Consider the following 20,279-nt stretch of genomic DNA (forward strand, 5'->3'; position numbering starts at 1 on the left):
CGGCCGCCGTGGCCGGCTCCCCGGCTAGGACCGGCCGCCGTTGCGGGCCAGCTCGCCGGCGCGCAGGCGGGCTGCCGCGGCGGCGCCCCGTTCGCCCAGTTCATCGGCGAGGGCGGCCTGCTTGAGCCAGTTGTACGGGCTGCACGGCCGGACGTTGACGCGCTCGCTCACCAGCACCCGCGCGACATCCCGCCGCCCCGCCCGCAGGGCCGCCTCCAGCAGGGTCTTCTGCACGGCGTCCCGCTGCGCGTGGCTGCCGCCGAACTCGTTCACCCGGTGCCTGATCGGATGGAGCAGGTCCACGACCGCGTCGTAGTCGCCCCGTCCGAAGGCCACCAGCGAGCGGCACACCGGCAGGCCCACCCTGAGCGTCATGTCCCGGTTGGTGACGCCCGGACGCGGCTCCAGCACGTACGCCTCGCGCGTCGCGATCAGCTTCTCCGCCTCCCCGATCCGCCCGGCGCCCACGTACGACATGACCGCGTGCATGTCGTTGAAGGCGTAGAACGGCTCGGCCACCCTGACCGGCCACGCGTCGGCCAGAGCGCGCCAGCGCTCGTGCTGCTCGGAGCCCTCCAGGTGGAGCCGCCAGAGCAGGGCGGCGGCGTCCAGCAGCTCCATGCAGGTCTCCCCGCCCGCGAGCACCGAGTCGTAGATCGCCAGCGCCCGCGCCTCGTCACCGGACTCCAGCGCGAAAAGGCAGTAGTGCCACCAGTTGTGGATGTTGAAGAACGTTCCGGTGGACCAGTCCGGGACCCGCGCGTCGAAGTAACGCAGCCCCTCCCCGAACCGCCCCTGCATCTCGTACGTGTGCACGACCGCGTGAATGCCCCACACGTCGCGCGCGTTCAGCTCGACCGCCCGCAGCCCGGCCTCCTCCGACCGGTCGTAGTGCCCCGCCTCCTCCAGGCCGAAGGCGTACATCCCCAGCACGTGGCCGAAGTGCGGGTCGTCCTCCCGCCAGGCGTTCAGGGCCCCGCCGATCCGGTCGCGCAGCGAGCGCGCGTCGCCGGTGAAGAAGTCGACCTGGTGCCCGGCCGCCAGCGCCAGGGCGTCGCGCGGGTGCTCCACGGTGATCTCGCCGAGCAGCCGCCCGCACGTCAGCCAGTCGCCGTCGAGCAGCGCCTGCACGGCCGCCACGTGGGCGCGCTCGCGGGGCAGCAGCGACGACTCGTCGATCCTGTCCCGGAACGCCCCGAACCGCGCCCGCGCCTTCCGCGCGTCATCGACCTCGGTGGTGAGCAGCCCGAGGTACGCGCTCAGGACGTTGCCCATCGGGAAGCCGGGCGACTCGGCCAGCGCCGCCTTGGTCTCGGTGGCGACCTCCACCCGCAGGTGTAGCAGTTCGTCGATCGCGCGGTCGTAGTGCCGCGCCGCGGCGGCGCCGGCCCCGGTCATCGCCAGGCCGTGCTGGTCGTTCCTCACCGGACCAATGTACCCACTGATCCGGTGGGGAATAGGGCCGACGCCCCACGAGTCCCTACGCCTGCCGTCCGCTCACCACGGCCCTGCCCATGGCGGGGTCGTCGCAGAAGGCGCCGTCGATGCCCAGGTCGATCAGCTTCGACAGCCACCCCATCACGTTCCCGGTGGCCCGGGGGTAGACGGGGCTGGCCGGGTTGCCGAGCCGGTAGTCGGCGGGCAGCTGCGAGTTCTCGTTCCGTACCGTCCAGACGTGCACGTCCAGCCGGCGCCGGTGCGCGTCGGCGACCAGCGTGGTCGGTTCGAGGGTCTTGCCGGAGGCGTCCTGGGGCACCACGCGCCGGGTGTCCACCCCGATCCCGCTCGCGTACGAGGCCACCTCGCGCAGCCCGTCCGGCTTGACCATGTCGTCGTACGTGCGGGTGCTCCCGGAGGCGACCCAGTCGTACGGCGCGCCCCCGAACGTGATCAGCTGGATCAGCGGCAGGCGGGTCTTGCCGCGCAGCTCGCGCAGGTTCGCGGTCTCGAAGGACTGGATGTACGCCTTGCGCACGCGATACCGGTTGAGCACGTCCAGCAGCGGCTCTTCCAGCGACAGGCCGATGGAGTCGAAGTACGTCGGGTGCTTGGTCTCGGGGTAGACGCCGACGCCGTGCTCCTGCGCCAGCTTCACGACCTCCTCGAACGTCGGGATCTCCGGCAGCCCGTCGAACGCGGTGTTGTCCGGCCGCAGGTCGGGGACGCGCTCCTTGGCGCGCAGCGTCTTCAGCTCGGCCAGCGTGAAGTCCTCGGTGAACCAGCCGGTGATCGGCCGGCCGTCCACGGTCTTGGTGGTGCGCCGGTCGGCGAACTCCGGGTGCGCGGACACGTCGGTCGTCCCGGAGATCTCGTTCTCGTGCCTGGCGACCAGCACGTGATCCTTGGTCGAGACGAGGTCGGGCTCGATGTAGTCGGCGCCCATGGCGATGGCGGTCTCGTACGACAGGAGCGTGTGCTCGGGCCGGTGGGCGCTCGCGCCCCGGTGGCCGATCACGATGGGTGCCTGGCCGCGGCGCTCGGCCGTGGCGGGAGTCGTCTGGGTCAGCACGACCGCGACGGTACCGCCCGCGACGACTCCGGCCAGCACACTCGCGAGTAACCTGCGCATTCTCATGCGCGCACCGTAGACCGCCCAGGTGGACCGCGAGTTACGCGTGAGCACACAGTGGAAGACGTACGGAAACGCCCCATTCCAACGTGCCGTCAACGCCTCAGTCACGGGGAAGATTGGGTGACATGACCCAACTCACTGGCCGCGTGGCCCTGCTGACCGGCGCGTCGGGCGGCATCGGGCAGGCGATCGGGCGCCGTCTCATCGCCGCGGGAGTCAGAACCGCCTTCACGTACGGCACCCGCTCCGAGCACGCCGACGACCTGGTGGCGCGGGCGCGGGCCGCCGGCGTGGACGCGATCGCGCTCCCGGGCGACCTGGCCGACCCGCAGGTCCCGGTCGCCCTGCTGCGCGCCACGGCCGACGCGCTCGGCCCCGTCGACCTGCTGATCTCCAACGCGGGCTATGCCATCCAGCAGGAGTACACGGCGGTGGACGCGGTGACGTGGGACCGCACGATGGCGGTCAACCTGCGCGCGCCGTTCCTGCTGGCGCAGCAGTCGCTGCCGGGGATGGCGGCGCGGGGGTTCGGGCGGGTGCTGTTCATGTCGTCGATCGCGGCCTTCACCGGCGGCATCGTCGGCCCGCACTACGCCGCGTCCAAGGCGGCCCTGCACGGCATGCTCCACTTCCTGGCCGCCCGCGTGGCCTCGCACGGCGTGACGGTCAACGCCCTGGCGCCCGCCCTGATCGAGGACACCGCGATGCTCCCGGCCACGGCGAGCCCGAGCCACCTCCCGGTCGGCCGCTTCGGGCGTCCTGAGGAGGTCGCCGACCTGGCCCTGGCCGTCCTCCGCAACGGCTATCTGACCAGCCAGGTCCTCAGCCTGGACGGCGGCGCCTACCCCCGCTAGCTACTTGGGGGCGGGCAGTTCGCCCGAGCCCCGGACGACCAGCCGGGTGGGCACCAGCGTCCTGCGGGCCTTGGAGCGGTCGCCGTCCAGCCGCGCCAGCACCTGCTCGGCCGCCGCGGCCCCCATCCGCGCCGGGTCCTGGGCCACGACCGTCAGCGGCGGGTCCAGGCACTCGGCCAGGGGCAGGTCGTCGAAGCCCACCAGCGCCACGTCCCTGCGGCGGGCTCGTGACAGCGCCACCACCGCGCCCGTGGAGGCGAGGTTGTTGCCCGCGAACAGGGCGGTCGGCGGATCGCCGAGGGCTAACAGCCGCATCGTGGCCCGGGCCGCGGCCTCCTGGTCGTGACCCGTCTCCACCAGGCCCCGGTCGAACGGCAGCCCCGCGCCTTCGAGCGCGTCGCGGTAGCCCTGGAAGCGTTCGCGGCGCGTGTAGAGGGCGGCGGGCACGTCGCCGACGAAGCCGATCCTGCGGTGGCCGTGGGCGATCAGGTGGGCGACGCCGGCCCTGGCGCCCTCCCGGTTGGCGCTGACCACGCTGTCGGCGGTCAGGCCGACCGCCGGCCGGTCGAGGAAGACGATGGGCAGGCCGGCCACGCGTTCGTTGCGCAGGTGGCGGTGGTCGCTGGTGGCCGAGGGGACCACCATGAGCGCGCTCACCCTGCGGGCCAGGAACGTCGCGATCAGCGACTGCTCCAGGTCGGCGGTCTCGCTGGAGTTGCCGACGATGAGGGTGAGGCCGCGGGCGCGGACGGCGCTCTCGATGCCGCCCGCGACCGTGCCGAAGAACGGGTTGCCCATCTCGGGGATGACCAGGCCGATCGCGGCGTCGCGCGCGCCGACCCGCATGTTGCGGGCCATCAGGTTGGGCTGGTAGCCCAGCTTCCTGACGGCCTCCATGACGCGCTCGCGGGTCTCGACGGCGACCGGGCCGTCGTCGTTGAGCACCCGCGAGACCGTCTTCGCCGTGACGCCGACCTCACGCGCCACATCTGTCATCGTCGGACGCCGCATTGCGCCCATGTTAGTGGCCGCTCATCAGGACAACCCGATAGCCTCCGCCGCGCCCTGGTCCGCCACCACCGCCTTGCCTTCCGAGACCTGAAGGGCGCCGGTCATGATGGCCACCACCTCGGCCATGCTGTGGTCGCCCGGCTTGATCTGGGCGACCCGGCGGCCGAGGCGCTGGACGTGGATGCGGTCGGCGATCTCGAACACGTGCGGCATGTTGTGGCTGATCAGCACGACCGGCGTGCCCCCGTCGCGGACCCGTTTGATCATGTCGAGCACCTGGCCGGACTCCTTGACGCCGAGCGCGGCCGTGGGCTCGTCCATGACCACGACGTGCGTGGCCCACGCCACCGCCCTGGCCACGGCCACACCCTGCCGCTGGCCGCCGGACAGCGACTCGACCGGCTGGGTGAGCGAGCGCAGCCCGATCTTGAGCTCGGCCATGTGCCGGGCGGACTCCTCGCGCATGCGCTTCTTGTCGAGCATGCGGAAGACGCTGCCGAGGATGCCGGGCTTGCGGATCTCGCGGCCGAGGAACATGTTCGTGGCGATGTCGAGCGAGGCCGCCACCGCGAGGTCCTGGTAGACGGTCTCGATGCCCTGCCGGCGCGCCTCCAGCGGGTCGCGGAAGCGCACCGGCTTGCCGTCGAGCAGGATCTCGCCGGTGTCGGGCTGGAGCGCGCCCGTGAGCGCCTTGATGAGGCTGGTCTTGCCGGCGCCGTTGTCGCCGATGACGGCGAGCACCTCGCCGGGCATCAGCTCGAAGTCGGCGCCGTCGAGCGCGGTCACGTGGCCGTAGCGCTTCACCAGGCCGCGGGCCTGGAGCACGGGGGTCGTCATCGGTTCCTCCTGCGGGAGAGCTGGTCGACCGCGACGGCGAGGATCACCAGGATGCCGGTGATGAGCGTCTGATAGATCGACGGTACGCCCATCAGCTGCAGCCCGTTGCGGAACACCCCTACGATGAGCGCTCCGACCAGCGTGCCGATCACCAGTCCACGGCCGCCGAACAGGCTCGTCCCGCCCAGGACGACCGCGGTGATGCTGTCCAGGTTGTCGGTCTGGCCGGCCTGCGGGTCGCCCACTCCGGTACGCGAGACCAGCAGCAGGGCGGCGATGCCGTACACGAAGCCGGCCAGCGTGTAGACGCCGATGGTCAGCCGGCTCGTCCTGATGCCGGTCAGGCGGGCCACCTCGGGGCTGTTGCCGAGCGCGTACACGTGGCGGCCCCATGCCGTGGAGCCGAGCAGATACGCGAACAGCAGGAACAGCAGGATCGTCAGCAGCGAGCCGTAGGTGACGTTCGTCTGCCCGACCTGGAACGTCTGGCCGAGGAACGTCAGCACCGGCGGCAGGTCCGTGACCGTCTGCTCGTTGGAGTAGATGTGGGTCAGGGCGAAGACCACGTTCAGCATGCCGAGCGTCACGATGAACGGCGGCAACGAGATCCGTGTCACCAGCAACCCGTTGACCAGCCCGAACAGCGAGCAGACGGCGAGCCCGGCGGCGACCGCGAGGACCGGCGGCAGGCCGCTGTCCACGGCCAGCTTGGTCATCACGATGCCGCCGAACGCCATGATCGCGCCGTTGGACAGGTCGATGCCCGCGGTCAGGATGATCAGTGTCTGGCCGATGGCCAGCGTGCCGACCACCATGACCTGCTGGATGATCAGCGAGAAGTTCGGGCCGGTGAAGAACTGGTCGGTCCTGAGCGCGAAGAACACGCAGGCCAGGACGAGCGCGGCCAGCGGGCCCGCGACGGGTGTGGAGATCAGGCGGCGCGGCAGCGTCGCTTCCATGACGGCCATGTCAGCCCCAGCAGTTGGCCAGGCCGAAGGCCGTGTCCTTGGCCTCGACGCCGGAGACGGACTTGTCGGTGATCAGGGTGACGCCGGTGTCGGTGTAGCCGGAGGCCTTCTTGCCGGTCTTGGCGAACTCCGACACCGCCTTGACGCCGTCCTCCGCCATCTTCAGCGGGTACTGCTGGCTCGTGGCGGCGATCTCGCCCGACTTCACGGCCTTGGTGCCGGTGCAGCCGCCGTCCACGGAGACGATCAGCACGTCCTTCTCCCGGCCCTTGGCCTTCAGCGCCGTGTACGCGCCCAGCGCCGCGGGCTCGTTGATCGTGTAGACGAGGTTGATGTCGGGGGCCTTCTGCAGGCAGTTCTCCATGGCGGTCTGGCCCTTGGCCTGGTCGCCCCTGGTGTCCTGCGAGCAGACGATGGACGGGTCGCCCTCCGCGATCCCGTACCCCTTCAGGAAGCCGTCGTGCCTGAGCTGGCCGACGGTGATGCCGGGGGCCAGGTCGAGGGTGGCGATCTTGGCGGGCTTGCCGGCCATGGCGGCCTTGGCGTACTGGCCGATCAGCTCGCCGGCCTTGAGGTTGTCGGTGGCGAACAGCGCGTCCGTGGCGTCCTGCGGGTCCGTCGGCGTGTCCAGCGCGATGACGAGCACGCCCGCGTCGCGGGCCTTCTTGACGGCGGGCACGATGGCCTTGGTGTCGCTCGGCGTGATGAGGATGCCCTTCACACCGGCGGCGACCATGTTCTCGATGGCCGTGATCTGGGAGGCGTTGTCGCCGTCGAACTTGCCGGCGGCGGTCATCAGCTCCATGCCGTTGGCCTGGGCCGACTTCTGGGCGCCCTCCTTCATCTTCACGAAGAACGGGTTCGTCTCGGTCTTGGTGATGAGGCCGACCTTGGGCGTCGCGGAGGAGCTCTGCCCGGCGCCCCCGCCCCCGCCGCCACATCCGGTGACGAGAAGGGCGGTGACCAGGAGTCCGGCCGAAATCTTTGCATTCATGGGCGGTTCCTATCAGGGGGGGACCCGATGTCATCGTTGACATATGTCAACGTTGACATCCGCTGTGCTGCGATGATGGACTCCCATCCGAGAAACGTCAATGCCCCCATGCCGTAACAAATCGGCAACGTGCCTGAAAGGCAGGCTCGATGATCGCTGTCCTGGGCGAGTGTGTCGCCGACGGCTTCACCACCCGCTCCCCCGGCGACCACCCCCCGGCCGAGCACGGCGGGGAGGCGATGGAGCTGGGGTTGCGGGTGCTGCCGGGCGGCGGGCCCGCGAACACGGCGGTGGCGCTGGCCCGGCTCGGGACCCCCACGCGCTTCCTCGGCCGCGTCTCCGGCGACGTGTTCGGCGAGCTGTTCCGCCGCCACCTCGCCTCCTCTGGCGTGGACCTCTCGGCCTCCGTCGACGCCAAGGAGCCCAGCACGCTCGCCGTCGCCGCCCTCGACGCCGGTGGTCAGGCCGAGTACACCTTCTACGCCGACGGCACCGCCGACTGGCAGTGGACCCCGTACGAGCTGGACCTGGACCGCCTCGGCCCGGTCGCCTGCCTGCACACCGGATCGCTCGCCCTGGCCAGGGAGCCGGGCCGGACGGCGGTGGAGGCCTTCGCGCGGGAGGCCGCCGGGCGCGCCACGATCTCGATCGACCCGAACGTCCGCCCCAGCCTCGCCTCCCTGGCCGACTACCCGGTGTCGCGCTGGTGCGAGTGGACCGACATCCTCAAGCTCAGCGCGGACGACCTCGACTTCCTGCTGCCCGGCGTGCCGGTGGAGCGTGCCTGCGACACCTGGCACGCCGCCGGCGCCCGGCTGATCGTCGTCACGAGGGGCGCGGCGGGCGCGCTGGTGTCCCTGGACGGCGAGCGCGCGTCGGTGCCGGCGCCGGAGGTGAACGTGGTGGACACGGTCGGCGCGGGCGACTCCTTCACGGCGGGCCTCCTGCACAGCCTCGCCGCCAAGGACCTCCTGGGGGGCCGCCTGGACGGCCTGGATCTGGGGACGGCGGTGGAGGCGGCCGAGTTCGCGGTAAGGGTGGCGGCACTGACGTGCTCGGTCGCGGGCGCCAACCCGCCCTGGGCCGATGCTCTCTGACCCGACCGAGAGGCGAGACAGGCGGAGACCGGCCACACTTGGCACATGCACGCAGCAGTGGAGGTGTCATGCGCCGCGACCCGGACCTGACCTATCGCGGCGCGCTGGCGATCCTCGGCCATCATGACCGCCCCCGGATAGACCGACTGAACAAGCTCCTGGGCGGCGCCATCCTGGCCGCCGGAGCCGTGGCTCTCGGCGGGGCGGCGCTGCCGCCGCTGGCGGCGTTCGCGGCGGTCTGGGGCTGGGTGGACCAGAAGAACGAGGCGGTCTCGCTGCTTCGCGCGGCCCTGGACAGCGCCGCCGACCGGCTGCTGAGGCTCTCCGGCTACGAACGGCATCGGCTGATCTGCGCCGCCCACACCACGATCGTCGCGGCGGCGGTCTTCGAGGCGTGGCGCGAGCACCTGAGGGCGCCGCTCGCCACGCGGCCCCGCCTCACGGACGCCGAAAAGCTCCAGCTCATCACGCCTACCGCCCGCGACGCCCACGAGCACCTGATCGACGCCCTTTATGACATCGAGGTGCCCGCGCCCTCTCCCGCCCGGGGATTCGAGGAGAACATCCCAGCACTGCGGGATTGGATGATCGCGCCTCACCTGCGCTTCCTGGGGCTCCTCACCGCGCAGGCCGGCACCTCGCTGCCGGTGAACCTGGAGACGGTCCTCGATGCCGCGATCGAGCGTTACCGGTCCCACTACCTGTCGCTCTGCGCGACCGTGCCGGAGTTCCTCATCTGGGCAAGTCTGGGCGAGCACGCCGCCACGAGGGCCGCGGTCGCCGGGGTCCGCGAGGACGTCAGTACCGCGTTCGACAGCCACTCCGCCGCCCTCTCCCGTCTGGAGCAGGTGCTGGAGTCGATGGCCGGCGACCGCCGGGAGGAGCCCGACCTGTGCGCCATCGTGAGCCGGGCCAACCGGGGCGCGTTACGTGAGCACATCGTCGCGGAGGACGCGGTGCTGGCCACCCCCGAGCTCACCTTCCCCGCGCTCGAGGAGTCCTTCGTCGATCCCCGCTACCGGATCAGTCTGAGCGGCAAGGACCAGAAGCTGGCCGACGAGAACTGGTGGCGTGAGCAGCCGGTGTTCGGTGACCTCGACCTCCGCTTCGCGGCGCACCTCACCTCGCCCCAGGCCACCCGAGCGCCGATGCTGCTGCTCGGGCACCCAGGAGCGGGCAAGAGCTCCCTGACCAAGATGCTCGCCGGACGGCTGCCCGCCTCCGCCTTCACCGCGGTGCGGGTTCCGCTGCGCCGGGTCGGCGCCGGGGCACCGGTGCACGACCAGATCCAGGAAGCGCTCGACCTGGCCACCCATCGCCGGGTCAACTGGTGGGAGCTGGCCGACCAGAGCCGCGCCACCATCCGCGTCGTCCTCCTGGACGGCCTCGACGAGCTGCTCCAGGCGGCCGGTCACCGGGGCGGCTACCTGCAGGAGGTCATGGCGTTCCAGCGTCAGGAGGCCGATCAGGAACGCCCGGTCGTGGTGATCGTGACCTCCCGGACGGTGGTCGCCGACCGGATCACCGTTCCGGAGGGGACGGTGGCCGTCAAGCTTGAGGAGTTCGACGAGGACCAGATCGCGGCCTGGTTGCGGGTGTGGAACTTCGCCAACAGGGGCGGCGCCTCGCGTGCGCTGACCCCCGGGGCGGCCATGCGGCATCCCGAGCTGGCCGGACAGCCGCTCCTGCTGCTCATGCTCGCTCTGTACTGCGCCGATCCCGGGGCGCCCGCGCTCGACGACGGGCTCTCGACCGCCGACCTCTACAGAAGGCTGCTGGACACCTTCGCCCGCCGGGAGATCGAACGCACCAACAAGAAGCTCTCCGGCCATCGGCGTGAGGAGCTCGTCCGCGAACAGCTGTGGAGACTGGCCGTGGCGGCGTTCGCGATGTTCAACCGTGGCAGGCAGAACGTGACGGACGCCGAGCTGGGGGCGGACCTCCTGGCGATGGACGAGCAGGCCTCCTCGTCGAGTCGCACCGACGAGGTCGGCAGCCGGCTGATCGGACAGTTCTTCTTCGTCCACACCGCCGAGGCCCGCGCGCCCGGTGCCGACCCGCGGCAGAGCTACGAGTTCATGCACGCCACCTTCGGCGAGTACCTGATGGCCGCACAGACCATCGAGCTGCTCGGCGAGCTGGCAGCCGAATCCCCGGTCCGGCGCGGAGCCCGCGACCTGAACGACAACCTCCTCTTCGCGCTGCTGTCGCACCAGCCGCTGTCGAACCGGCGGACCATCCTGACGTTCGTGGAGGAGTTGGCCGACGAGTTGCCGGCGGAGCAGCGGGGGCGGATCGCCGGCGCTCTCACGGCGCTCATCGCGGGCCATCGCAGAAGGTTCGGCTCGGAGCGGTACGCCGACTACCGGCCGACCCCGACGGACCGGGTGCGGCAGCTGGCGGCCTACTCGGCCAACCTGGTCACGCTGCTCGTCCTGCTGCGGAATTTCGTGTTGCTCGACGATCTCTGGCCGGAAGGAGAGAACGAGCGGGCCCGGTGGCGATCCATGGTGATGCTGTGGATGTCGGGCCTCGACACGGCCGGAAGGCAGTCGATCCTCAGCACGTTGAGGTTCGACGGCGGCTCGGTCGAGATTTCGGCACAGCCGAATGCGCAGCTGGTAGCCGATGCCCCGGATGTCATGTACGCACGCCTCGTCGGGGATACCGCCCTGGAGAGGCGGCTTCGGTTCGGCCACAGCTCGGTCGGGGGCCTTCAGTACTCCAGTCCCGGCGACTCGTGGGCCGACATCGTCAAGAGCTCCATCAGCGCGCTGCTCACCAGCCCCGGCCGGCAGGGACACCTGGTTCTGGTCGACCCGGGCGACGATGTCGGCGACGAAGAGCTGGAGAAGGTGCTGGATCAGCTGGCGACGCTGCTCAAACAGTGCAGCCGCCTGCTGACGACCGCGTCGGCGGCGGACGTCGTCCGGTGGACGGACCGGGTCGGCCGCGGCAGGAGACCGGACCCGTACGCGATGGCGGCCGTGCTGTGCGCGCATCCGGCGCTTGCCGACGAGATCCCCTGGCTCACCGAATCCGAGACCTATGCGGACGCGCCCGGCGTCGCCTTGCTGTTCAGGCTGGCAGGGCCGGAATCTCCGGCCCTGGCCTCGCTCGGCGCACAGCTCGATCCCGGGGTCGCGGGCGCCGACGACGCGCTCCGGCAGTTGCTCGCGGCCTACCGGTTGGACGGCACGCTCGACGGCTGCGAACTCGGGCAGACCCAGAGCGTGATCATTCAGAACGATTAGCACCGTCGGGAACAGTCATTCCGTCGGGACCGTACGGTAGCCGTTCCAGACGAAGCGGGCGGTCGTCACCGCGTCGTCCCCGTCGCCGGTGATGAGCTGGTGGACGGCGATCCCGTCGAGCTCGCGGTACTCGCACCACTCGTGGTCGGACGTGAGCACCAGGTCCAGCCCCAGGTTCACCAGCAGGTCGAACACCTGCCCCCGGTTCGTCCTGTCCACCCCCACGAACACCTCGTCCAGCAGGATGAACCGGGGACAGCCCGGGTCGCTCTGGTAGTGCGCGGCCACGGCGGCGAACAGCGGCAGGTGCAGCGCGATCGCCTTCTCCCCTCCGGACAGCGCCCCGTGCAGCTTCCTGGTGAGGTCCTGCCAGCCCTGCCCGTCGCCGCGGTCCAGCCTGACCACGAACCGGTGCCAGGCCGTGTAGTCGAGCACCTTCATGAGCTGGTCCTCCCAGCTCGCCGACGAGTTGTCGGCCCGCGCCTCCTCCACCCGGTCCCTGAAGAAGACGTACAGGGCCTCCCTGTCGGCCTCGTCCAGCCCGGCCGGGTCGCGCAGCAGCAGGTCGCGGGCGGCCCGGGTGCCGGGCGACTGCGTGGGGTCGACCTGCCACACCAGGCGGACGGCCACCCGAGAGGCGGTGCGGACGCGTTCGAGGCGCTGGTTCATGCCCTCCACCAGCGCGGTCGCCTGCCGGATCCGGTCGGCGAGGTGCCGCCGCGTGTCGCCGGCCAGCGTCCGGTCGAACAGGTCCCGCTCCGCCTCCGTGATGTCCGAGCGCCGCTCGTCGCGCTCCTTGCGCAGCGCCTCGCTGAGGGCGGCGGCCCCCGCCCGGACGCCGGCGACGGTGGCGGTCAGCAGCTGGACGTCCCCGTCGGGCGTCAGCTCCAGGTCCGCGCGGTCGGCGAGGATCTCCCTGGCGTGGTGGAAGGCGTCCAGCAGCCGCGCCTCCGCCTCCTTGACGTTCTTCTGCTCGTACGGCACCGCCGCGAGCTGCTCGGCGACGTCCCTGGCCGAGACCAGCACGGCCCGCACCCCGGCGTCGCGCGCCAGCTCGACCGTCGCCCGCGCGTCCGCCGCCAGGTGCCCGGCCGTCAGGCCGCGGAAGCGTTCGGACACCTCGTCCCGCACCCGCCCCGCCTCGGCGTGCTTCTCCTCGGCCGTGCCCAGCTCGCCCCTGAGCTCGCCGAGCCGGGCGTGCATGCGGGCCAGGTCGTCGTTGACCGAGCGGATGAGGCGGCGGCAGGTCTGGTACGCGGCCTGCGTCTCCTGGAGCCGCTCCAGCACGCGCAGGTGCTCGGCGCCGACCGTGGACTCGACGGCCGCGAGCTTCTCCGCCAGCGTGACGGCGCCCGCCGCGGCGTCCTCGGCGCGTTCGACGGCCCTGACGGCCAGGTCCTGGTATTCGCCGGCGGTCTCGGCGGCGTGCTGGGCGCGCTCCGCGGCGGCGCGGGCGTCGGCGCGCCGGTCGTGCCAGGCGGTGCCGGTCGTCTCGGCGGTGCGCAGGGCCTCTTCGAGGTTGTCGAGCGCGGGCGGCGCGGTGGGCAGGGCGTGGCCGGCCGCCAGCTCGGTGAGCCGCCGCAGCGTCCTGCCGACCTCCTTCTCCCGGTCGTGCAGGCGCTGCTCGTAGGCCCTGAGCTGGTCCTCGAGCAGCGCGACCTTCTTCACCGCCCCGTCGAGCGCGTCGAGCGCGTCCGCGTACGGCCGCCGGGCGGGCCGGCGCCGCAGTTCGGCGGCCAGCGTGTCGCGGTCGGCGTCGACCACGGCGAGCAGGTGGTCGCACTCGGCGACCGTGCCCGCGAGCTCGCCGAGCCGGTCGTCCAGCTCGGCGACGCGGCGGCGCCTGGCACGCTCGCGGGCGGTGGCGCCGATGTAGGAGGGTTCGGGCTTGACCCAGCGGCCCGCGGCGGGCCCGAGCCGCCAGGTGCCGTCGGCGCCGACGACCGCGGGGTGGTCGACGCCGATCGCGCTGGGCGCGAACGCGATGCCGGCCAGCACCGTGTCGGCCTTGACCGGGGAGTCCGCCTCCGTGAGCAGCACGTGGGCCAGGCTGTAGCCGGGCGCGGGCTTGGCCAGCGCGGCCACCGCGAACGCGTCGTGCTCCCCCGCGTCGAACCCGCCGTCCGGGCGCAGCCACAGGTCCAGCAGGCCCGCCGCCTCCAGCGCCGCCTCCACGCCCGCCTGGGCGACGGGGTCGAGGCCCGACCTGAACGCCACCGCCCGCCACAGCGGGGCCCCCGGGCGTCCCTTCCTGGCGGCCATGTCGCGGGCGTGCGTGGCGCGCGGGTCGAGAACGGTCCGGTCGTTGAGGCGTTCGCGTTCGCGGATCAGCTCGCCGCGCTCGGCCAGCAGCTTGTCGCGCAGGCCGGTCAGGTGCTGCTCCCGGGCGGCCAGCTTCACGGCCGCCGCCGTACGGGCGGCGCCCACCAGCTCGTCGGCCTGCTCGAACCGCTCCGCCAGACCCGCCAGCTCGTCCGCGTCGAGCTTGAGCTGCGCGCAGCCGGCCGCCCATTCGGACAGGGCGGCGGCCAGGTTGGCGGCCCGCTCGTCGCGCAGGCTCTCGGCCGCGTCGTGGGCGGCCTGAGCGGCGGCGAGGTCGTCGCGGGCGCGGTCGCGGTCCTGCTCGGCCGCGGTGCGGCGGTTGATGGCCTCCTGGTGCTCGACGGCTCCGGCGCGTACCTCCCGGATCTGGGCGGCGCGGCTGGTGACGGCGGCCCGCAGCAGCTCCCGGGCCCGGTGCACGGCGCCGGCCCCGTCGGCGGCGCGGACGGCCTGATCACCGTCGTCCGGCTCCGGGCCGGATCCGGCCCGGTCGGACTCCTCGTGGGCGGCCAGCAGCCCGGCGCGTTCGGCCGCGTGGCGGGCCTCCGTCCTGGAACGTTCCGACAGCGCGGCGGCGGTGCGGGCGGCGGCCTCGGCCAGCGCCGACAGCTCCTGCTTGGCGGCGGCCGAGCGGGCCGCCGCACCCGCCTGGTCGCGGAGCAGGGCGGCCGTCTCGTGGGCGGCCTGCGCCTCCATGCGGAGCCGGTGCAGCTCGGAGCCCGCCCGGTACGCCTCGCTCTCCTTGAGCCCGTCGACCTGCGCCGCCAGTGCCAGCTCCTGCGCCTCCTCCTCCCCGAGCCGCACGGTCGTGGCGTTCAGCTCGCCCTCGACCTCCTTGAGCGCCTCGCGCTTGGCCTTGGCCTCGGCCGCCAGCGAGTCGAGGGTGTGGCCTGCGGACGTCACCGCGGCCGCGGCGGCGCGCAGGACCCGCTGCGCGTAACCGCGCTGGCGGCCGGCCAGCCGGTCGGCCTCCTCCACGTCGCGGTCGAGCAGGCGCAGCTCCTCGCGCTGCCGGTCGAGCCGCTCGAACCCCTCGGCGATCTCGTGGATCTCCCCCTCGCCGAGCGGCGGCAGGGCGCTCGACAGCAGGTCGGACAGCAGGCCCGGGTCGAGGCGTTCGGAGAGCTTGGGGGTGCGCAGCTGGCGCAGGGCGGTGAGGAGCGAGTCGTAGCGCTGCTCGTTGAGCGCCCGGTAGAGCGTCTGGCGCACGACGGCGCGGTAGGCGTCGGCGGACTCGTGGACCTGGCCCGACGTGCCGAGCTCCTCGGCGAGCTGGGCCTTGGTCAGGGGCTGACCGCCTTCGCCGGTGAGCCGGATGCCGTCGGGGGCGTCGACGCGGGCCTCGGTCGTGAAGTACGCGGCGGTGACGTTCTTGGTGTGGACGGTGGCCTGGAGCCGGGCGCCGCACGTGAACCAGCGCCCGTCGGCGTGCCGGAACTCCAGCCACACGTAGCCGACCCGGGTGGTGCCGGTGGCGCCGTCGCCCATGAGGTTCCAGTGCATGGTGCGCTCGGTGCCGCCGAACGTGGACAGCCTGCTCGGCTTGAGGCTGGCGTCGAGCACGTACGGGAGCAGCAGCTCCAGCACCTTGGACTTGCCGCTGCCGTTGGGCCCGCGCAGCAGCAGCCTGCCCCGGTGGAACTCGAACACCTCGTCGTAGTAGCGCCACACGTTCAGGATCCCCGCGCGTACGGGCACCCAGCGGGCGTCCATGCCCTGCGCGGCACGCGTGCCGGCGGTGAGTGCGGCGGTGAGCTCCGTGACTGTCATGAATCCTCCTGGACGGCCGTGCCGCGATCGACCCGGTAGCGGGCCGCGGCAGGCAGGGCGGCGACCCGGTCACCCGTACGGCGGGCCAGCCCGAACAGTTCGAGCACCTCCAGCGCGTCGGCGGCCAGCCGCGGCCCGCCGCCGTCGGACTGGTACGCCTTGGCCCACTGCGGGAAGCGGCGCAGCAGCTCCGTGGCCTCGGCGTCGACCCGGGCGGCCCGGACGGGACCGGCGGAGACGAGCAGGTCGAGCAGGAGCAGGGCGGCCACCTTGGCGTGGCTTCCGTCATCGGGGAACTTGGTGTCCGTGGCGGTGGCGTCGGCGTCGATGAGCAGGAAGCCCTCGGCCCGTTCCTCCAGCACGAACCCGGCCTCCTCCGCGGCGCGGCGGATGATCCGGCGGCCGGTGAGCGAGGCGGCGTAGGCCGACTGCTCGGGGGTCAGCTCGTCGCGGTAGACGACGGGCTCGTCGAGGAGGCGGCGCATGAGGGAGTGCCTGGCCCACAGGTTGCGCTGGGTCTCGGTCGGCTCGTCGCCGCCGTAGCGGGGCTCGGTGGTGAGCGTGCCGAGCACCCGGCCCATCGGGTCGTCGCCCTCGGCGGCGATGCGGGACGGGGGCACCGGGGCGGCGAGGAGCCTGATCACGCGGGTGGTGTCGACGCGGTAGAGCACCTTGGCGTCCTCGTCGTCGAGGTAGGAGTCGGTCGCGCCGTCCATGGCCGTGATCGCGCCGTAGTGCTCCAGCTGTTTGAGCGCGTCCACGAACGCGGCCCGCTCCTCGCTCCTGACCGGGTCGAACGCGGGCACCCCCGCCTCCACGGCGGCGGCCTGGACCACGCGCTGGGCGAGCATGCCGATCGTGGTGACCGGCGAGGTGAGCAGCTCGGCGGCGCAGAGGCAGAGCAGCGTGTAGCGGCGGCGGTCGAACGGGGCCCTGGTGGTGCGGCGGCGCCGGGCGGGCCGGGTGGCGCTCGCCTCGGATCTGACCTTGACGAGGCGGGCGTACCCCCGGCGCGGCTCCACCACGAGCCGCCAGCCGCAGAAGTAGTCGAACCACTGGATCAGCGGCTGCCGCCGTTTCCTGATCAGGTCGAAGGCGGCGGCGTCGTCGTGCAGGGACACGAGCGGCCGGCCGAGCAGGGTCCTGATCGCCCGCGCGATCTCCTCCTTCTCGGCTCTGACGAGCTGGTTGGCCAGGCTGCTCATGCGCCCGCCGCCTGCTCGTGGTAGGCGGGGGAGCCGCCCACGCGGGCGAGCCCCAGGGAGCGCACGTCGATGAGGTAGTCAGGGCCGCGGAACCAGCCGTCCGACGTACGCAGCACCGCCACCGCGCCGTCCTCCGGGGCCCGCAGCACGATCTCCACCCGCCCGTCCGAGGTCACGGCCCGCCGGAACCCGGTCGAGTCGGGCCGCTCGGCCAGAGCCCTGCCGAGCAGGTCGAGCAGGCGTCCGAAGGTGTCATGGTCGAGCTCCCCCAGCTGCGACAGCCGGGTCGCCCCGGTGGTGGCCAGCGCCGACCAGGCGGCCTCCAGTTCGGCCCGCTCCTTGCCTGCCAGTTCCTGGCGCTCGGCCCGCAGGGCGATGACGTCGCGCACCTTGCCCGTGCGGCCCATCCGCTCGGTGCGCCCGCGCGAGCGCAGCAGAGCCGACACCTCCACGGGCTCGGCCTCCCGCCACGGCACCCCGGCCGGGATCAGCTCCGCGTCAGCGTGCCCCAGGTGCGCGTGCCGGGCGGGACCCAGCCCGAACGCCGCGTCCCACAGCCGGTGGGCGTCGTCCTCGCTCGGGGCGCCGGCGAACCAGCGGGCCAGCGTACGGAAGTCGGCGGCGGCGCTGGAGGAGCGGCGGCGGGAGTCGGTGATCCGGTCGAGCACCTGGAGCAGCGACACGATGGCCTGCCGCGCCACGTCATGGAGCCGGCGGATCCGCGGCTCCCCCCAGTCGTCCGGCCCGCCGTCCGATCCGTCGGTCGGCCGGTCCTCGGGCGCGAACCACCGGCACAGGCCCTCCCACCTGGCCGCCCGCTCCGCCAGCCACGGCGTGGCGTGATCCGTGCCCGGCGCCTCCGGCAGGTCGGCCCCGTCGAGCGCGCGGGCGTGCAGCACGGCGACCCCGTGCCCGGCCACCCCGCGCAGGGCGGCGGCGATGGTGTCGGCGCGCTGCTCCAGATTGCTCACGAACTCCTGCAGGTAGGCCACGGTGGCCCCCTTGACCTCGTGGAACGTGGTGAGGTCGGTCCCCTCGACGCGCAGCAGCCGCTGCAGCTCGCCGTTGAACTGCCTGGTGTTGTCGCGCAGCCCGTCGAGGTGGCCTTCGAGCTCCCGCAGGCTCGCGAAGATCCGCCGGTTGCGCCCGGGGTCCGGATCGCGCAGCAGCGACTCCAGCTCCCCCAGCCGGTCGGCGATGGCGTCGAGCACCGCGGTCTGCAGCGCGCCGGCGGAGGCCAGCACCGCCATCGCGTGCCGTACGCCGGCGAAGGCCGCCTCGCCGCGCCTGGTCAGCGAGTACTGCAGGTTCTTGCGCTCGTACTCCTCGGCGGTGGCGAAGCTCCCGGCGTGGTTGAAGATGACGTCGAGCAGCCCCCACCCCGCGAGCTGCTTGAGCGTCGCGGTCAGCTCCTGCTCGCCGACCGGCGCGTACCAGCCCACCGCCCGCAGCCGCTCCCGCGCCGCCTCCACGGTGAGCGCCGTCTCCAGCCGCTCGCCGGCCTCGCCGAAGGCGTAGAGGACCGCGGTGTTCAGGTCTGCCCGGTCGGTGGTGGCGAACCGGAACATCTCCGGCGGCACCCGTGGCGGCTCAGCCATCGCCCCGCTCCCCTCGCCGCACGATTTCCACGCGCGCAACCGTAGCGGGAAGCCCTCATGACCCGACCCCGGTTTGCGCGAGGATCACCGAGGGCACGGCGCGCGCATGGGAACGGGGGCCGGGATGGCGGGGTTCGGTACGACACGTCCCCGCGCCTGACGCGGAATCGGCGCGATTCGGCGCCCGAGCACTACCATCCGATTACCTTGTCGAGGGCGGCGCATGGGCGAGCCCCGAATTCGCGCTTGCAGACGATCTATTCCAGCGCCCTTAAAGGCCGCCGCAAGCTTTCACATTCACGTTCTATTCATGCGACGTCTAATCACCATCATTTCGCCCGCCATCGCAGGCTTGATCGCCGCCGCCGGTCTCGCCGGGCCGGCGCGGGCGACCGGGCCCGGCGGGCTCGACGCTTATTACGGTCAGCGGGTGGCCTGGTCCTCCTGTGGCAACGGATATGAATGCGGGAAATTGCGGGTCCCGCTCGACTATTCGAAGCCCGGCGGCAGGCAGATCAAGATCAGCCTGGTCCGGTTGCGCGCCACCGGAAAGAAGATCGGGTCGATCGTGCTCAACTTCGGCGGCCCGGGCATCTCCGGCGTCGATTCGTTGAAGGCCGCCAAAACCATGGTGTCCCCTTCTCTCAGGCAGCGGTTCGACGTGGTCAGCTTCGACCCGCGCGGCGTGGGCGCCTCGGCTCCCGTGCGCTGCCTCGGCACGCTGGGCCTCGACGCGCTCTTCGCCACCGACCCGACGCCCGACAACCGCACCGAGGTCAAGCAGGCCAAGCAGTGGGCCAAGGCGTTCGCCGGCGCCTGCGCGAAGAACGCGGGCAAGCAGCTCCTCGCACACGTCGGCACCGGCGAGGCCGCCAGGGACATGGACGTGATGCGGGCCGCGCTGGGCGAGCGGCGGCTGACGTACCTCGGCTGGTCGTACGGCACCTACCTCGGCGCCAGGTACGCCGACCTGTTCCCCACGAGGATCCGCGCCATGGTGCTCGACGGGGCCGAGAACCCGAACCAGACCGGCATCGAGTTCGCCCGGTCGCAGGCCAAGGGCTTCCAGGTGGCGACCGAGTCGTTCATGCGCGACTGCTTCAGGGCCAAGGACTGCCCGTTCAAGAAGCACTCCGTCAGCGCGGCCTGGAAGCGGCTGGACGCGCTGTACAAGCGGGCCGACCAGGCGCCGCTGCGCAACACCTACGACGGCCGGCAGGTCAGCGAGGCCGTCGCGCGGACCGGCGTCATGAACGCCCTCTACGCGGTGGCCTACTGGCCGACGCTGCGGGTCGCGCTGGCGGACGCGTTCAAGGGCGACGGCACGAAGCTGCTGCTGCTCGCCGACGACTACAACGGCCGGCGGGCCGACGGCAGCTACGACAACCGGTACGAGGCGCTCATGGCGATCAACTGCCTCGACCACCCCGAGTCGCGCTGCCCGTACTGGCCGGTCAAGGGCACCAGGTTCGCCAAGAAGGTGCGGGCCCAGGGCTCGCCGTCGATCGTGGTGGTGGGCACGACCCGCGACCCGGCCACGCCGTACGGCCTGGCGAAGGCGCTGGCGTCCCAGCTGTCGAAGGGCGTGCTGCTGACCAACGACGCCGACGGGCACACCGCGTACAGCGGCGGTTCGAGCTGTGTGGAGAAGCAGATCGACCGCTACCTGATCACGGTCGTCCCGCCGCGGCCCGGAGCCTGCTCCGCCAAGGTGTGAGTCGCGGTTTTCCCAGTCCCACACCACGGTGTGGGACTGGTGTCGTTCGGGTCAACCACGGTCGCGCCTGCGGAGCGCGC

At 72.3% G+C, this 20,279-nt stretch carries 13 protein-coding genes; 4 read left to right on the forward strand and 9 right to left on the reverse strand.

Annotated elements, in window-relative coordinates; translation table 11 throughout:
• Positions 1-24 precede the first annotated feature (24 nt).
• Together AB0J87_RS39900 and AB0J87_RS39905 are read right to left on the reverse strand one after the other, a co-directional pair.
• Complete coding sequence (locus AB0J87_RS39900; RefSeq protein WP_363974582.1) at positions 25-1,425, reverse strand: tetratricopeptide repeat protein; 1,401 nt, start codon at positions 1,423-1,425, stop codon at positions 25-27.
• Between the two features lie 55 nt (positions 1,426-1,480).
• The gene (locus AB0J87_RS39905) at positions 1,481-2,575 is read right to left on the reverse strand and encodes a glycerophosphodiester phosphodiesterase (RefSeq protein ID WP_363974585.1); all 1,095 of its coding nucleotides are present in this window, start codon (positions 2,573-2,575) and stop codon (positions 1,481-1,483) included.
• A 122-nt stretch (positions 2,576-2,697) separates the two neighbouring features.
• Between AB0J87_RS39905 and AB0J87_RS39910 the strand changes: the two genes are divergently transcribed.
• Complete coding sequence (locus AB0J87_RS39910; RefSeq protein WP_355195771.1) at positions 2,698-3,426, forward strand: SDR family NAD(P)-dependent oxidoreductase; 729 nt, start codon at positions 2,698-2,700, stop codon at positions 3,424-3,426.
• Here AB0J87_RS39910 and AB0J87_RS39915 read toward each other — a convergent pair whose 3' ends face one another.
• From AB0J87_RS39915 to AB0J87_RS39930, 4 genes are read right to left on the reverse strand one after another with little or no spacing between them, the layout of a single operon-like run.
• Positions 3,427-4,437, reverse strand: a complete 1,011-nt coding sequence (locus AB0J87_RS39915) for a LacI family DNA-binding transcriptional regulator (RefSeq protein WP_363974588.1) — start codon at positions 4,435-4,437, stop codon at positions 3,427-3,429.
• Between the two features lie 24 nt (positions 4,438-4,461).
• Positions 4,462-5,274 carry an ATP-binding cassette domain-containing protein gene (locus AB0J87_RS39920; RefSeq protein WP_363974591.1) on the reverse strand — a complete coding sequence of 271 codons (813 nt, stop codon included), beginning with the start codon at positions 5,272-5,274 and terminating at the stop codon, positions 4,462-4,464.
• Positions 5,271-6,233 carry an ABC transporter permease gene (locus AB0J87_RS39925; protein WP_350727766.1) on the reverse strand — a complete coding sequence of 321 codons (963 nt, stop codon included), beginning with the start codon at positions 6,231-6,233 and terminating at the stop codon, positions 5,271-5,273. Before AB0J87_RS39925 ends, AB0J87_RS39920 begins: the two co-directional genes overlap by 4 nt.
• Positions 6,234-6,243: 10 nt before the next feature.
• Complete coding sequence (locus tag AB0J87_RS39930) at positions 6,244-7,236, reverse strand: sugar ABC transporter substrate-binding protein (protein WP_350727765.1); 993 nt, start codon at positions 7,234-7,236, stop codon at positions 6,244-6,246.
• Positions 7,237-7,385: 149 nt separating this feature from the next.
• Between AB0J87_RS39930 and AB0J87_RS39935 the strand changes: the two genes are divergently transcribed.
• Complete coding sequence (locus AB0J87_RS39935; protein WP_363974595.1) at positions 7,386-8,333, forward strand: carbohydrate kinase; 948 nt, start codon at positions 7,386-7,388, stop codon at positions 8,331-8,333.
• A gap of 68 nt (positions 8,334-8,401) precedes the next feature.
• A complete protein-coding gene (locus AB0J87_RS39940) occupies positions 8,402-11,587 on the forward strand; it encodes an AAA family ATPase (protein WP_363974598.1) in 3,186 nt (1,061 codons plus the stop codon).
• Positions 11,588-11,602: 15 nt separating this feature from the next.
• On the opposite strand, the gene AB0J87_RS39945 is transcribed toward AB0J87_RS39940, so the two are convergent.
• The 3 genes from AB0J87_RS39945 to AB0J87_RS39955 are packed head-to-tail and all read right to left on the reverse strand — an operon-like array spanning position 11,603 to position 18,482.
• Positions 11,603-15,679 (reverse strand): TIGR02680 family protein, encoded by a 4,077-nt coding sequence (locus tag AB0J87_RS39945; RefSeq protein WP_363974601.1) that lies wholly within the window; start codon positions 15,677-15,679, stop codon positions 11,603-11,605.
• The gene (locus AB0J87_RS39950) at positions 15,676-16,884 is read right to left on the reverse strand and encodes a TIGR02678 family protein (protein ID WP_363974604.1); all 1,209 of its coding nucleotides are present in this window, start codon (positions 16,882-16,884) and stop codon (positions 15,676-15,678) included. Before AB0J87_RS39950 ends, AB0J87_RS39945 begins: the two co-directional genes overlap by 4 nt.
• A complete protein-coding gene (locus AB0J87_RS39955; RefSeq protein ID WP_363974607.1) occupies positions 16,881-18,482 on the reverse strand; it encodes a TIGR02677 family protein in 1,602 nt (533 codons plus the stop codon). The genes AB0J87_RS39950 and AB0J87_RS39955 overlap by 4 nt, the downstream gene beginning before the upstream one ends.
• A gap of 310 nt (positions 18,483-18,792) precedes the next feature.
• On the opposite strand from AB0J87_RS39955, the gene AB0J87_RS39960 reads away from it, so the two are divergent.
• On the forward strand, positions 18,793-20,199 hold the full coding sequence (locus AB0J87_RS39960) for an alpha/beta hydrolase (protein WP_363974610.1): 1,407 nt from the start codon (positions 18,793-18,795) through the stop codon (positions 20,197-20,199).
• Positions 20,200-20,279: the final 80 nt, after the last annotated feature.

The organism is Nonomuraea sp. NPDC049625, assembly GCF_040675285.1.
In the GTDB taxonomy this organism is placed as follows: domain Bacteria; phylum Actinomycetota; class Actinomycetes; order Streptosporangiales; family Streptosporangiaceae; genus Nonomuraea; species Nonomuraea angiospora_A.

What these genes read in the sequence shown, in the direction of transcription:
- AB0J87_RS39905 (WP_363974585.1), bottom strand. Translation starts at nt 2,575, where the DNA reads ATGAGAATGCGCAGGTTACTCGCGAGTGTGCTGGCCGGAGTCGTCGCG.
- AB0J87_RS39910 (WP_355195771.1), top strand. Translation starts at nt 2,698, where the DNA reads ATGACCCAACTCACTGGCCGCGTGGCCCTGCTGACCGGCGCGTCGGGC.
- AB0J87_RS39915 (WP_363974588.1), bottom strand. Translation starts at nt 4,437, where the DNA reads ATGCGGCGTCCGACGATGACAGATGTGGCGCGTGAGGTCGGCGTCACG.
- AB0J87_RS39920 (WP_363974591.1), bottom strand. Translation starts at nt 5,274, where the DNA reads ATGACGACCCCCGTGCTCCAGGCCCGCGGCCTGGTGAAGCGCTACGGC.
- AB0J87_RS39925 (WP_350727766.1), bottom strand. Translation starts at nt 6,233, where the DNA reads ATGGAAGCGACGCTGCCGCGCCGCCTGATCTCCACACCCGTCGCGGGC.
- AB0J87_RS39930 (WP_350727765.1), bottom strand. Translation starts at nt 7,236, where the DNA reads ATGAATGCAAAGATTTCGGCCGGACTCCTGGTCACCGCCCTTCTCGTC.
- AB0J87_RS39935 (WP_363974595.1), top strand. Translation starts at nt 7,386, where the DNA reads ATGATCGCTGTCCTGGGCGAGTGTGTCGCCGACGGCTTCACCACCCGC.
- AB0J87_RS39940 (WP_363974598.1), top strand. Translation starts at nt 8,402, where the DNA reads ATGCGCCGCGACCCGGACCTGACCTATCGCGGCGCGCTGGCGATCCTC.
- AB0J87_RS39945 (WP_363974601.1), bottom strand. Translation starts at nt 15,679, where the DNA reads ATGACAGTCACGGAGCTCACCGCCGCACTCACCGCCGGCACGCGTGCC.
- AB0J87_RS39950 (WP_363974604.1), bottom strand. Translation starts at nt 16,884, where the DNA reads ATGAGCAGCCTGGCCAACCAGCTCGTCAGAGCCGAGAAGGAGGAGATC.
- AB0J87_RS39955 (WP_363974607.1), bottom strand. Translation starts at nt 18,482, where the DNA reads ATGGCTGAGCCGCCACGGGTGCCGCCGGAGATGTTCCGGTTCGCCACC.
- AB0J87_RS39960 (WP_363974610.1), top strand. Translation starts at nt 18,793, where the DNA reads ATGCGACGTCTAATCACCATCATTTCGCCCGCCATCGCAGGCTTGATC.